Origin of the sequence: Curtobacterium sp. NPDC089185 (genome assembly GCF_040685235.1) — a bacterium.
GTDB classification, from domain to species: domain Bacteria; phylum Actinomycetota; class Actinomycetes; order Actinomycetales; family Microbacteriaceae; genus Curtobacterium; species Curtobacterium citri.
In genome coordinates this window covers 140,141-154,270 of the sequence record NZ_JBFBHK010000005.1, presented here as the reverse complement: position 1 = coordinate 154,270, position 14,130 = coordinate 140,141, and the positions used below count along the sequence as shown (strand labels likewise).

The window sequence follows — 14,130 nt, the reverse complement described above, 5'->3', positions numbered from 1 at the left end:
GAGCGCTCCTGTCCCCCCAGGGCGCTCCCGCGGCTCCCCTCCCACCGGTCGCGTCCCGGGGCGGCGTCCACGTCGTCCCGGGAGCGCAGCCGCGGGTGTTGTTCTCGGAGGACTTCGAGAACGGCATGAGCACCCGACCAGTGATGCTGAACCAGTACGTCGGGCGGAACGGCGAGCACTACACCGCGGCGCCGCAGTGGATCGACGCCCAGCAGTGCAACGGCATCGTCACCAGCGCGCGCAGCACGGCGGTGAGCGCCTGCGGGCGGAACGCCGAGATCCGCGGACTCGCCTCGGTGCTCGGACAGGCCGGCGGGACGGACCCGGGCACCAACCACGCGGTGAGTGCCTGGACCGAGGACCGGAACGTCCCGGTGAACGCGGTGCAGGTCGAGCCGACGACCCCGACGCGCGTCGGCGCGTCAGGGCGCTTCATCTCGTTCGGCGTCGTCGCCGCGGCCGGGTCGTGCGGCCCCGAGTGGGCGCACCCGAAGCTCGCGTTCAGCCTGGTCGACGGCGCGACGGAGCGGAACGTGTCCGACCACGCGATCGACCCCTGCACGGAGCAGGGCAGTGCGACGTACTCGTTCGGCGGGCAGAGCTACCGGGCGGGCAGGTTCACGTCGAGCGGCGGGCTGCTCTTCAGCGGCGACACCGTGCAGTGGCGGCTCCGGAACCAGCAGGGTTCGTACAGCGGGAACGACGGTGCGATCGACGGTGTCACCGTGCTCGACTCCACCCCGGTGCTCGCCAACGCCTACGCCGGTGAGCCCTTCGTCGGGGACACCGCGCGCATGACCGCCCGTGTCGTCAACACCGCGGAGCGGGGATCGAAGCCGGGGTGGTCGTTCGCCGAGGACCTGCCGGAGGGACTGCACATCGCCCCCGACCCGAAGGTGCAGACGACGTGCCAGGGCGCGACCGTCTCCGCCCCGGCGGGTGGCGACGCGCTCGCCGTGCGGAACGGCAGCCTCGCCCGCCTCGCCGCGGACTGCACGGTCTCCTTCGACGTCGTGGCGGACCGCGCGGGGACGTACACGATCACCGCGGACGACGTCACCGAGCACGTGGGTGTCGACCTGCCGGAGCCCGCGAGCGTCACCTTCCGCGCCGAGCGGAACGCCCTCGCGGTCACCGACCGCGCGGTCCTCACGGACGGGAACGACGACGACGTGGCCGACCTCGGCGAGCAGGTCGCCTTCGCGAGCACCGTCCGCAACGACGGCGACGTCCCGGTCCACGACCTCGCGGTCACCGGGCGGAACGGCACGGTGACGACGAGCTCGCTCCGGGTGCCTCGACGTCCTGCACGTCACCGGCGAGGGCGGTGACCCAGTCGGACCTCGACGCGGGGCGGATCGACGACACGGTCGACGCGACCGCGGTCTCGCGTGGGGGAGCGACGGTGACCGGATCGGCCTCGGCGTCCGTCGACACGACCGCGTCCGCTCCGGCCGTCGAGGCCACCCTGCGGACCGTCGTCGACGACGGACCCCCGGGCGTCGGCGGTACCGTCGGACTCCGCCTGCGCGTGCGCAACAGCGGCACGGTGACGCTCCACGACCCCACGGCCACGATCGACGACCGCCCCGGGTTCCGGGTCGACTGCCCGGACGGGCCGCTCGCGCCGGGTGACGCGGTCGACTGTGCCGTCGACGGGCGGTACACCGTCACCCAGGAGGACGTCGATCGGGGCAGCGTCCCGTTCGCGTCGACCGTCGTGGCGAAGGACCCGCGGGACGGCGACGTCCGCGGGGTCGCACGGGCCGACCAGCCGACGATCGCACCGGCTCCGGCGGTCGGGACGCGGGTGACGGCAGCCCTGCCCGACGGTGCGGCGTCCGCGCCGGGCACCGTCGCCGACGTGTCCGTGCGCGTCACGAACACCGGGAACGTCACCCTGACGGACCCGGCGAGCACCTTCACCCGTCCCGAGGGCATCACCGCGACGTGTCCGCCCGGCCCGCTGGCACCGGGCGCCTCCGTCGACTGTGCGACGTCGGGGTACCCCCTCACCCAGCAGGACGTCGACGCCGGCGCGGTCCGGTTCGACGTGCGGTCCACGGGCGTCGCACCGGACGGCGCCACGGTCTCGGCGACGGACGCGACGACGCTCGCGGTCGCCCAGGAGGCGCGCATCACCACCACCCTGACCGCCGCTCGGGCGGACCAGGACCGGGCGCCCCGGGCCGGCGACCACGTCCGGCTCACGGCGGCCGTGACCAACGTCGGCAACGTCACCGTGCACGACCCGCGGCCGACCGGTGTCGAGGCGACCTGCCCGCAGGGGGCGCTGGCGCCGGGCGCCGAGCTCGCGTGCGCGGTCGAGGACCACGTCCTCACCCAGCGCGAGATCGACGAGGGGTCGGTGGGCTTCGCGCTGCACGTCGTCGCGACCGCTCCGGACGGCGGATCCGTCGAGGCGGACGACCGTACGGCCGTCCCGCTCGCTGCGGCGCCGTCGATCGCGGTGGGCGCGACGAGCGCCCTGGCACCGAGCGAGCACGAGGTGCCGTTCGCCGGGGACGACGCACAGCTCACGACGACGGTGGAGAACACCGGCAACGTCACCCTGCACGACGTCACCGCGGTCGTCCGTGGCCGTGGGGACACGCGCGTGCACTGCCCGGACGAGGACCTGGCGCCCGGCGACCGGACGACCTGCACCGTGGACCGCGTCGCGCTGACGCAGGCCGAGATCGACGCGGGCACCGTCCACTTCGACGTCGACGGCCGCGGCTCCGCGCCGTCGGACGCCGAGGTGACCGCCACCGCGCCGACGGACCTGCCCCTGCCGCGGGCGACGGCGATCTCGGCGTCGGCATCGGCGGTCCTCACCCCCGTCGAGCACGCGCTGCCGCGCGCCGGCGACGGCACGGCGCTGACCCTGGTCGTCCGGAACACGGGCAACACCACGGTCCGGGACACCTCGGCGCTCGTCGTCGACCGACCCGGCACCACGGTGCGCTGCCCCGCGGGACCGGTCGCACCCGGAGCGGAGGTCGCCTGCGAGGTCGACGGGTACCCGTTGACCCAGGACGACGTCGACGCCGGACGGGTCGACTTCGCCTTCACCGTCACCGCGACCGGGGCGGACGACCGGCAGGCCATCGCCTCGCCCACCGCCGGGGTGGACGTCGAGCGGCGCGCCCTGCTCGACGCGGAGCTGTCCGCGCACCTCGCGGCCTCGGAGCACGAGGTCCCGCGACCGGGTGACCTCGTGGAACTCGCCGCGACGCTCCGGAACACCGGGAACGTCACGCTGCGTGACCCGCACGCCGAGATGGTCGAGCTCGCCGACGGCGCGGTGGACTGCCCCGCGGACCCGCTCGCGCCGGGGGAGTCGATCGTGTGCACCGTCACGGACCACGTCCTGACGCAGAGCGAGATCGAGGAGGGTGTCGTCCCCTTCGTCCTCGTCGGCACCGGTACCGGGCCCGACGACCACGAAGCGACCGACCGCGACGAGGTGCGCGTGGGGCTGCTCGCGGCGAACCGGCTCGACCTGCGGATGTCCCCGGTGGTCCGCACCGGATCAGGCACGGTCCGTGCGGCCGGCGCGCACGAGGTGTTCCACGTCGGAGACGTCGTCGCGGTCCGCGGCACGCTGCAGAACACCGGCAACCTCGAGGTCCACGGCATCCGCACCGGCGACGGGCAGCCGGTGTCCTGTGCGGCGGCGACCCTGGCCCCGGGTGCGGAGACGACCTGCGAGGGGCGCTTCCACACGGTGACCGATGCGGACGTGCGCGCCGGTCACGTGCTGTTCCGCTCGCAGGCCGCGGGTCGGGTCACCCGTGCCGACGGCGCGACCGAGCAGGTCCGGGGGTCGGCGACGACCGGGCAGACCGAGGGACACGGGGCGACACCGCTCGCCGCGACGGCGGAGGGAGTGGAGCCGGACGATGACAGCCCGGCCTCGGTCGAGGCGCGGCCGGTCCGGGTCGTGTCGCAGGTCGTCCCGAACGAGGTGCCGGTCGAGGCCCAGCCCGGTGCGCTCGCGTTCACGGGGACCGAGGTCCTCCGAGCCGCGCTCCCCGCGGGCGCCGCCCTCCTGCTCGGCGGCGTCCTGCTCCTCGCCCGGGCACGGCGCCGCTCGCGGGGAGCGGGGGGCTCGGTGCGCCCGAGCGACTGAGTCGTCCGGACGCCCCCGGCAGCGGGACCGCTCCGTTCAGCCTGTGCTGGGCACCGGGCGGTCCCGCTGCCACCCTCCGGCGGAGCATATCCAACGTATACAATATACTGATATGCGTTTGCTTTGATCCAGGAGGACTCTTGCTCATCCGCTCTCGGGGGCGCTCCACGCTGCCCGCCCTCTCCGCAGCCGTGACCGCGCTCGCTGCCGTCGCCGCACCGATGATCGGTGCGGTCCCGGCGTCAGCCGCATCGGCTGCACCCATGGCACCCCGTTCGGCCCCCGACGGTGGACACGGTTCCGCGGTCGTCGCGCACGATCCACGCCCGTTCTTCGTCGAGGACTTCGAGAACGGTCTCGACAAGACCCCGGTGATGCTCGACGCCTACACCGGCGCAGCCGGGGAGACCTACACCGCCGACCCCGCCTGGATCGATGCCGCGCAGTGCAACGGCATCATCACCAGCGCCGCCAGCGCCGACATGCCGGGCTGTCGCAGCAACGACCCGCTCCGAGAGCTGGGTCGCGTCCTCGGCATGATCGCAGGGCAGGACCCGACGAACAACCACGTGATCAGCGCCTGGACGGCGTCGAAGGCCCTGCCGGTCGACGGCGTGCAGATCGAGTCGAAGGACCCGTTCTCCCTCGGCGCCAGCGGCCGTTTCGTGTCCTTCGGCGTGAACGCGGCCGCCGGTGCGTGCAAGGGGTACGCGCACCCGTTGCTCGACTTCCGCCTCGTCGACGGGAACGAGGACCGGCCGGTGTCGGAGCGCCCCATCGACCCGTGCGACGACGAACGCTCGAAGGACTACGACATCGATGGGAACGCCTACCGCGGCGGTGAGTTCGTCTCGAGCGGCGGCGTGCTGTTCCAGGGTGAGCAGCTGCGCTGGCGACTCGTCAACAAGCAGACGGCCTCCGAGGGCAACGACGGCGCCATCGACCAGGTGACGATCGTCGACTCGACCCCGACGCTCGTCAGCTCCTTCGGCGGAACGCCCGTCATCGGCGACCCGACCCGGATGACCATGCGCGTCGTCAACACGACCGAGCGCGGCGGCAAGCCCGGCTGGGCCTTCTCGGAGCGCCTCCCGGACGGCCTGACCGTCGCCGACGACGCGAAGACCGAGACCACCTGCGCGAACGTCGACGCGGACATCGCCGCCGGCGCTGCTTCGGTGTCGGTACGCGGTGACCTGGCGATCGACTCCGCAGACTGCGAGGTCTCCTTCGACGTCGTCGCGGCGAGCCCCGGAACGTACGCCACGTCGTCGTCCGACGTCTCCGGCGTGTCCGGTCTCGACGTGGACGTCGACGCTTCGGTGACCTTCGAGCCCGAGCACAACGTCCTCGCGGCGTCCGAGCGCGCGGACCTCAGCGGAGGGAACGGCGACGCGGTCGCCGACCTCGACGAGACGGTGACGTTCGTCACGACGGTCGAGAACCAGGGCAACGTCGTCGTCCGTGACCTCACGGTCGAGGGCCAGTGGGGCACCGGGGCGTGCACGGTACGGGAACTCCAGCCCGGCGCGCGGACCGAGTGTGCCGAGCCGGCTCACACCGTGACCCAGGCAGACCTCGACGCGGGCACCGTGACCGACTCCGTCGCGGTGCACGCGTCCTCCCGCCTCGGACAGGACGTGTCGGCGTCGGCCGCAGCATCCGTCGCGACGACCGTCGGTCAGCCGGCAGCCGTCCTCACCGTCACCCCGGAGGTCGACGGGCGTCCGGGCGTCGGGGACGACGTCGGTCTGGAGGCGGTCGTCACCAACACCGGGAACGTCTCGATCGCTGACCTCACGGTCGTCGTCGCGGACCGCCCCGAGTTCGCTGCAGCGTGCCCGGACGGCCCCCTCGCGCCGGGTGCGTCGATCGCGTGTGCGGTCGAGGGCACGCACACGGTGACGCAGGACGACGTCGACGCGGGGTCACTCGGTTTCTCGGCGGTCCTGCACGGCACCGGCGCGAGCGGCGACACGGTGACCGCGAACGCCTCGGCGACGCAGGAGACCGTGGCGCAGGCCCCGGCGGTCGGATCCACGCTCACGTCCTCCGTCGAGCCGACGGGTGACCGTCCGGCGGCGGGCGACCCGATCACCTCGACCCTCGTCGTGGGGAACACCGGCAACGTCACGCTGTCGGACCTCGAGGCGACGGTCGCCGACCACGCCGGACACGCCGTGGACTGCCCGGACGGGCCGCTCGCACCGGGAGCCGAGGTCGAGTGCACCGTCGAGGACGGCACGATCCGGCAGGCGGACCTGGACCGCGGCACGGTGGACGTCACCGCCGACGTGACGGCGCACGGGCCGAAGGGTCAGGACGTCGCCGCCTCGGACACCGCCACCGTGACCGTCGACCAGCACCGGGGCCTCGCCGCCGTCGCGCACGCCGCCCTCGCTGACGACGGTTCCGCACCCCACGCCGGGGACCGCGTCGCGCTCGACGTCCTCGTGCGCAACAGCGGCAACGTCACCCTCCGCGACGTGGTCGCCGAGGTGGACGGCCGGAGCCCTGCCACGGACTGCCCCGAGGACGCGCTCGCACCCGGGGCCGAGGTGACCTGCACCCTCGCCGACCACGTGCTCACGCAGGGGGACGTCGACGCCGGAGCCGTGGAGTACACCGTCGAGGTCCGCGCCACCGGCCCGGGCGGCGACGCCAGCACGACCGACAGCGCGTCGGTCACGCTCGCCCGTGTGCCGGCCCTGACGGCCTCGGCGACGAGCGTCCTCGACGCGACCGAGCACGAGGTGCCCCTCGCCGGGGACACGGCGACGGTCGGGATGACGGTCCGGAACACGGGCAACGTCACGGTCACCGGGGTCCGCGCCGCGGTGGTCGACCGTGCGGGCCTCGAGATGGACTGCGGGGACGACGTCCTCGCACCGGGTGCCCGGACCACGTGCGCGGGCGCGTCCTACACGCTGACGCAGGCCGACGTCGACGCCGGGTCCGTGCGCTTCGACACGACGGTGGCCGCCACCGGGACGAACCGCGAGCGCGCCGAGGCCGCAGCGTCCACGACGCTGACCGTCGTGCGGGCCCCGGCGATCACCTCGCGCGCGACCGCCGCGCTCGTCGACGGCGCCCACGCGGCGCCGGTCGCCGGCGACGAGGCCGAGGTCGAGGTGCTGGTGCACAACGCCGGCAACGTGACCCTGCACGGGCTGACGGCAGCGGTCGAGGGCCGCGAGGGCCTCGTCGTGACCTGCGCCGACGACACGCTCGCGCCGGGAGCCGACGCGACCTGCACGGCGTCGCGGTACCGCTTGACCCAGGAGGACGTCGACGGCGGTCGTGTGGACTTCGCGGTCACCGCTGCGGCCACCGGCGCTGACGGGCGTCGCGTGACGGCATCGGCAGGCGCCGGTGTCGACGTCGACCGAGCGCCGGCGGTCGACGCCGAGGTGCTCGCGCACCTCGCCGGTTCCGAGTCCGCTGTGCCCAGAGCCGGCGACCGCGTCACGGTCGGCGTCCGCGTGACGAACACCGGGAACGTGACGATCGCGTCCGTGACCGGCGAGGTCGTGGAGCTCCCGGACCTCGCCGTCGACTGTGGTGCGGCACCCGTCGCGCCCGGCGCGTCCGTCGAGTGCACCGTGCCCGAGTACGTCCTCACGCAGAGCGACGTCGAGCGTGGGCAGGTCACCGTGGCGGCGGTCGTCGACGCGGCGGGCCCGGACGAGCTCGCCGCCGACGCCCGCGACGAGGTGCGGGTCGGACTCACCGCAGCGAGTGCGCTGGACCTGACCGGCACCGCCGTCGTGGAGGACAGCGCAGGACGGCCGGTGGCTCCGCCCGCCGATCGGGTGCTGCGTCCCGGCGACCAGGTGAGCATCCGGTACACGGTGGTCAACACCGGCAACCTGACCGCCGAGGGGCTCGCGCCGCACGACGGCTCGGTGGCGATGGACCTCGAGCACACGGTCCTCGAACCGGGCGCCCGGACGGCTGCGACGTCGGCGCCGCACACCGTGACTGACGCGGAGGCCGCGGCAGGCGAGGTCGTGCTCGTCGGCCAGGTCACGGGTCACGTCGCACGCGCAGACGGTGACTCGGTCGTGGAGAGCGACGCGACCACCGGACAGACCGGTGGGCCGACCACGATCATCCGGACCGGACCCGCGACCGCGGGACCCGCCAGCGCGGGTGCGGACGAGGCCCCGCAGGGTGCTGCGGTGTCGTCGGAGCAGCTGCGGACGGTGCTCCGCGCTGCGTCGGTGCCGTCGGTGCCGACGGAGCCCGAGGCCGAGCCGGTGCCGTCGGAGCTCGCCTTCACCGGCTCCACGGTCCTGCGGGTCGCGCTCCCTGCCGCTGCCGTGCTCCTGCTCGGAGGCGTGATCCTCCTGGTCCGGGCACAGCGCCGCCGTGACGGAGCGGACGCGTCCCACCCCGCGGAGGACTGAGCCGCCCGGACGACCGCCCCCGCCCGGCCCACCAGCCGGACGGGGGCGGTCTCGTCACGCCAGGGCGGCGGTGACGTACTCCAGCAGTGCGGCGGCGTAGGCCTCGGCCGCGTCGTCACTCCGGAACTCGCGGGGCGTCCCGCCGATCGTCGCCGTCACGACGAACCCGGCGGTCAGCGACACGAACGCCGGGCCGAGCAGGTCGCGCAGCTGGTCCTCGCGCGGGAGCCACAGCGACTCGGACGCCTCGACCGAGTCGAGCGCCCACTCGGTCGTCCCGTTGAAGCCGAGCACGGTGCCGCTCGGGTAGTCGTGCCGTTCGACCGTCATCTCGGAGACGGTGTAGACGTCGTCGTCGACCCCGGGCTTGTCGATGACGAAGCGGTCGCCGGTCGCCGGGTGCCAGCGGAGTCCGGCGTCGCGGAGCGACCGGGCGAGTTCGACGGTGATCACGGCACCACCCTGCCACGCACCGACGGTGCGCGTCGCGCGGTCCCGGGCCGCGGCGTAGGTGCCGGCAAGGTCGCCGTACTAGCATCGCCGAGCACCCCCGCGCGCGGCGAGCAGTCGTCCGCGCGCGCGGACGCGACGACGCCCGGGCGACCGGTGCCGCGCCTCCCGGCCGCTGCCGCGACCACGGGCACGACCGCCGGCCGGCGTCCCGGTCCGGGTCGGCGACCAGCCGGTCCGGGTCCCGTCCGCCCCATCCCGTCCGCCCAGCAAAGGACCCGCATGACCCTCGAGCGCGAGGAACTCCGCGACGACTGGACCGTGGCGATCGCCGGCGACCAGGTGCCGGCCGGAGCGCCGGCCGGGATCGCGGGTCGCACGATCCCCGCCACGGTGCCGGGGCAGGTGCACACGGACCTCGAACGCGAGGGACTCGTCGCCGACCCGACGTTCGACCGCAACGAGGACGGCGCGAAGTGGGTCGGACGGGCCGACTGGGTCTACCGGCGCACCGTGGACGTCGCACCGCGGGGCCACGAGCGCGTCGACCTCGTCTGCGAGGGGCTGGACACCGTCGCGGAGCTGAGCCTCGACGGCGTGGTCATCGGCACCACCCGGAACATGCACCGGCGGTACCGGTTCGACCTCAACGACGTGCCGGGTGCCGCGGGCGACCGCGAGCTCGAGCTGCTCTTCGAGTCGCCGTACCGCGAGGCCGGCCGGGTCGCCGCCCGTGCCGGGTCGATGCCCGGGCCGTACGACGAGCCGTTCCCCTACGTCCGCAAGCAGGCGTCGAACTTCGGCTGGGACTGGGGACTCACCGCGGTGACGAGCGGACCGTGGCGTCCCGTCGCGATCGAGCGCTGGTCGACGGCCCGCCTCGCCGAGGTGAAGCCGCTGGTCGACGTCGAGGCCGGCGAGGGCGTCCTCGACGCCCACGTCCGCGTCGAGCGCTCCGGGATGAACGACCTCGACCAGGACGGCGAGGACGACGACCTCGTGCTCGTCGTCACGGTCGCCGGCCCCACGGCCGACGGCGGGACGACCCGGCAGCGTTCGCGGGCACAGCTGACGCCGAAGGACGACGAGACGGTCGTCACGGTGCGCGTGCCCGAGGTGCGGCGCTGGTGGCCCCGCGGCTACGGGGAGCAGCCCCGCTACGACGTGACCGTCGAGCTGCAGACCGTCGACGGCGAGGTCCTCGACCGTCGGACGGCGAGGACGGGCTTCCGCTCGGCCCGCATCGACACCGCCGACGACGCCGTCGGCAAGCCCTTCACCGTCGTGGTGAACGGCACCGTGATCGACGTGCGCGGGGTGAACTGGATCCCGGACGACGTCATCGTGTCCCGGGTCGACCGGCAGCGGGTGGCCGACCGGCTCCGGGTCGCCGCGGACATCGGCGTGAACCTCGTCCGGGTCTGGGGCGGTGGCGTCTACGAGTCCGACGACTTCTACGACGTGTGCGACGAGGCCGGCCTGCTCGTCTGGCAGGACTTCGCCTTCGCGTGCGCGGCCTACCCCGAGATCGAGCCGATCCGCAGCGAGGTCGTCGCCGAGGCCCGCGACAACGTCGCACGCCTGGCCGGCCACCCCTCGCTCGTCGTCTGGAACGGCAACAACGAGAACATCTGGCTGCACGACGCCGACGGCTGGGCCGACGAGCTCGGCGACCGCGGCTGGGGACTCGACTACTACCTCGACCTGCTCCCGACGATCGTCGACGCCGTCGACCCGTCGCGCTTTTACACGGTCGCGTCGCCCTGGTCGGGTTCCGAGAGCCTGCCCGCGAACGACGTCGACCACGAGACGCACCACTCGTGGGACGTCTGGAACCGCCTCTCCGACGACCACTACCGCGACTCGGTGCCGCGCTTCGTCTCGGAGTTCGGCTGGCAGGCGCCGCCCGCGTGGCGCACCCTGCGCGAGGCCGTGACGGACGAGCCGCTGCGCGTCGACTCACCCGGCGTCGTGCACCACCAGAAGGCCGACGACGGGATGGGCAAGCTCGCGCGCGGCATCGCGCCGAGGTTCGGTACCGTCGACCCGGGGGAGTTCGACCGCTGGCACTACCTGACGCAGCTCCAGCAGACGCGCGCGATCGCGACGGCCGTCGAGCACTGGCGGACGCACTGGCCGCGCAACACCGGCGTGGTCGTCTGGCAGCTCAACGACCTGTGGCCGGTGGCCTCGTGGTCTGCGGTCGACTCCGCGGGGCGGCTCAAGCCGCTCGCGCACGAGCTGCGTCGGCTGTACGACGACGTCCTGCTGGCGATCCGTCCCGTCGCGCGTCCGTCCACCGCCGACGGTGCGGCCACCGACGACGGTGCGGCACCGACTCCGTCCGACGACCGGTCGGGAGGCACGGACCGCGACGGTAGGTCGGCTCCCGCCGACGGGGCGGCCGGGACCACCCCCGCCGGTGCCGCGGACGGGACCGGCGAGCCCGGCGGTCTGGTGGACACCCTGTCGCTCGGGGTCTCGCCGGGGTCCTTCGGCGGTTCGCCCGTCGAGGTCGCCGTCCGCTCCGCGCGTGCCGGGCGCGACAGCGTGGTCCGGGTCCGTCGCATGCACGTCTCGGGCACGATCCTCGCCGAGGCGACGCTGCCCGTCCGGCTGTCCGAGGCCGGCGTCGCCGTCGTCCCGCTGCCGGAGTCCGTCGGCGTCGTCGACGACCCGACCCGCGAGCTCGTGGTGGCGGACATGGACTGGCGCCGTGCGGTCTGGACCGCGGCGCCGGACCAGGACGTGCACTGGGAGCCGGCGCGGTACCGCACGACGGTGACACCCGCTGCCGACGGCGACGGGCACGACCTGGTCGTCGAGGCGGAGTCGCTCGTGCGGGACCTGCTCGTGCAGCCCGACCGCGTGGCGCCGACCGGCACGGTCGACCGCGGGTTCATGACGCTGCTGCCGGGGGAGCGTGTGGGCTTCCGGGTCCGTGGGCTGTCCGACGCCGAGACCGCGCGCCTGGTCGAGGGGCCGGTGCTGTGGTCGCTCGCGGACGTCCTCCACACGCTGGAAGATCGCACACCGTACTGATATACTGGCCGGGTCCGGTGCTCCCGGGCCCGGCACGGAACCCGCCAGCCGGTCACCGTCCGGAGGTGCTCGATGTCGCTCGCAGTGCGCCAGCCGTCGTCGAGCACGCCGCGACGGGCCGCCCCCGCCGGGGCCACGTCCGGGTTCTCCTTCTCCGTCGGCATGCTCGACCTCGGGATGCTCGTCGTCGCGTTCGGGGTCGCGCACGCCCTCCGGTTCCCGTGGGAGGTCTCCGGCCTCGCCGCCGGCCCCGGCTGGACCGAGGTCGTGACAGCTCCGGCGATCATGCTGCTCTGGATGCTCCTGCTCTCGGGCTTCCGGACGCGCGACCCGCGCATCGCCGGGATCGGCAGCGAGGAGTACCGCCGGCTCGTCACCGCGAGTCTCGTCGCCGGAGCGACGGTCGCCGTGGTCGCCTACGCCGCACGAATCGACATCGCCCGGGGCTACGTCGCCATCGCGCTCCCACTCGGCCTCGTCCTGCTCGCCCTCGGGCGGAAGGGCGTCCGGACGGTCCTCGCCCACCGCCGCGCCCTGGGGCAGCAGCTGCTCGACGTCCTGCTCGTCGGCGACCTCGACGACGTCCGGTACGTCGGGCGGCGCATCGCTGCCACGCCGGCTGCCGGGTACCGCGTCGCCGCGGTCGTGTCCGACTGCGCCGAGGTGGGCACCGGGGTCGACCTCGGAACGGCCGAGGCCGAGGTCGTCGGCGGCATCGACGACGTGCTCGACGTTGCGTCCGACACGGGCGTGGCGGCCGTGGTGGTGGCCGGTTCCGTGCGCGGCGGCCACGAACGGCTGCGCCGACTCGGGTGGCAGCTCGAGGAGCGGGGCGTCGAGCTCGTCGTCTCCTCGCCGCTCGCCGACATCGCTGCTGGGCGGGTGCACGAGCGACCGGTCGACGGGTTGCCGCTCATGCACGTCGAGACCCCCGACTACCGCTGCCGCCGGGGCAAGCGGCTGCTCGACGTGGTCGGCGCCACCGCCGGTCTGGTCGTGCTCGCACCGCTGCTCGCGGCCATCGCCCTGGTCATCCGACTCGACGACGGCGGGCCGGTGTTCTTCCGGCAGCGCCGCGTCGGACGGGGGTCGCAGGAGTTCTCGATCCTCAAGTTCCGGACGATGTGCGTCGACGCCGAGGCGCGGATCGCCGAGCTCGCCGCCGAGAACGAGGGCTCGGGGCCCCTCTTCAAGCTGCAGCGCGACCCCCGGGTGACCCGGGTCGGCGCGTTCCTCCGTCGGACGTCGCTCGACGAGCTCCCGCAGCTGTGGAACGTCCTCACCGGGTCGATGAGCCTCGTCGGTCCCCGTCCCGCACTGCCGAGCGAGGTTGCCGTCTACGAGGACTTCGCCGATCGACGGTTGCTCGTGACCCCCGGCATGACCGGGTTGTGGCAGGTCAGCGGCCGCTCGGACCTCGACTGGGCAGAAGGGGTCCGGCTCGACCTGCACTACGTCGAGAACTGGTCGTTCCTCCACGACCTCGTCATCCTCGCCAGGACGATCCCGTCCGTCCTGCGGTCCCGCGGCGCCTACTAGCCGCCCCACCGACCCCGGCCGTGCCTTGACCCGCGGCCGGAACGGCGCACCCCCGGAGAGCAACGGCCTCCGGGGGTGCTGCCTGTGTGAACGGTGTCCGTTCCTGCTCCGGCCTGGGCTTCGGTGCGATGGGGGAGTTACCATGTCTGGACACGCTCTTCCGCTGGCCCGATCGACGACGATCAGGCCAGTGACGCCAGAACCAGGACAAGGAGTCAACATGTTCGCAGGCCTCACAGGGCTCCACCTGCTGATCATCCTCGGGATCGTCATCCTGCTGTTCGGTGCGACCAAGCTGCCGGCGCTCGCCAAGGGCCTCGGCCAGTCGATCAACATCTTCAAGAAGGAGATGGGCGACGACAAGAAGAACGACGACGGCACGGTGAACACCGTCGTGACCGACCCCGCCGCCCAGCACACGGCGCAGCCGACCGCGCAGCCCGTCGTCAACCCCGGCCCCTCGGTGCAGCCCAACGCGCACTCGAGCGCCGAGCCCAAGAACTAGGACACCCAGCCCCGTCCTGTCGGCAGCCCCCGCGACCACCTCGGTCGCGG

The 14,130-nt window shown here is 73.8% G+C and carries 7 protein-coding genes; 6 read left to right on the top strand and 1 reads right to left on the bottom strand.

Annotation, left to right across the window (positions count from 1 at the left end; all coding sequences use genetic code 11):
* Positions 1 to 125 precede the first annotated feature (125 nt).
* The 3 genes from AB0N84_RS07325 (at position 126) to AB0N84_RS07315 (ending at position 8,544) form a co-directional block, all read left to right on the top strand.
* On the top strand, positions 126 to 1,331 hold the full coding sequence (locus AB0N84_RS07325) for a hypothetical protein (RefSeq protein ID WP_363544769.1): 1,206 nt from the start codon (positions 126 to 128) through the stop codon (positions 1,329 to 1,331).
* Positions 1,328 to 4,135, top strand: coding sequence for a hypothetical protein (locus AB0N84_RS07320; RefSeq protein ID WP_363544766.1), 2,808 nt, complete (start codon positions 1,328 to 1,330; stop codon positions 4,133 to 4,135). The genes AB0N84_RS07325 and AB0N84_RS07320 overlap by 4 nt, the downstream gene beginning before the upstream one ends.
* A gap of 263 nt (positions 4,136 to 4,398) precedes the next feature.
* Entirely contained in the window at positions 4,399 to 8,544 is a 4,146-nt protein-coding gene (locus AB0N84_RS07315) for a hypothetical protein (RefSeq protein ID WP_363544763.1), read from the top strand.
* Positions 8,545 to 8,598: 54 nt separating this feature from the next.
* Here AB0N84_RS07315 and AB0N84_RS07310 read toward each other — a convergent pair whose 3' ends face one another.
* A complete protein-coding gene (locus AB0N84_RS07310; protein WP_182046106.1) occupies positions 8,599 to 8,997 on the bottom strand; it encodes a pilus assembly protein CpaE in 399 nt (132 codons plus the stop codon).
* Positions 8,998 to 9,276: 279 nt separating this feature from the next.
* Between AB0N84_RS07310 and AB0N84_RS07305 the strand changes: the two genes are divergently transcribed.
* The 3 genes from AB0N84_RS07305 to tatA all read left to right on the top strand — a co-directional run bounded on the left by AB0N84_RS07305 (position 9,277) and on the right by tatA (position 14,080).
* Positions 9,277 to 12,036, top strand: coding sequence for a glycoside hydrolase family 2 protein (locus AB0N84_RS07305; RefSeq protein ID WP_363544760.1), 2,760 nt, complete (start codon positions 9,277 to 9,279; stop codon positions 12,034 to 12,036).
* Positions 12,037 to 12,108: 72 nt separating this feature from the next.
* Positions 12,109 to 13,575 (top strand): sugar transferase, encoded by a 1,467-nt coding sequence (locus AB0N84_RS07300; protein ID WP_363544757.1) that lies wholly within the window; start codon positions 12,109 to 12,111, stop codon positions 13,573 to 13,575.
* A gap of 220 nt (positions 13,576 to 13,795) precedes the next feature.
* A complete protein-coding gene (gene tatA / locus AB0N84_RS07295) occupies positions 13,796 to 14,080 on the top strand; it encodes a twin-arginine translocase TatA/TatE family subunit (protein ID WP_069712031.1) in 285 nt (94 codons plus the stop codon).
* Positions 14,081 to 14,130 lie beyond the last annotated feature (50 nt).

Coding starts and splice junctions, on each gene's coding strand:
- AB0N84_RS07315 (WP_363544763.1), top strand. CDS start 4,399: ATGGCACCCCGTTCGGCCCCCGACGGTGGACACGGTTCCGCGGTCGTC.
- tatA (WP_069712031.1), top strand. CDS start 13,796: ATGTTCGCAGGCCTCACAGGGCTCCACCTGCTGATCATCCTCGGGATC.
- AB0N84_RS07300 (WP_363544757.1), top strand. CDS start 12,109: ATGTCGCTCGCAGTGCGCCAGCCGTCGTCGAGCACGCCGCGACGGGCC.
- AB0N84_RS07305 (WP_363544760.1), top strand. CDS start 9,277: ATGACCCTCGAGCGCGAGGAACTCCGCGACGACTGGACCGTGGCGATC.
- AB0N84_RS07325 (WP_363544769.1), top strand. CDS start 126: ATGAGCACCCGACCAGTGATGCTGAACCAGTACGTCGGGCGGAACGGC.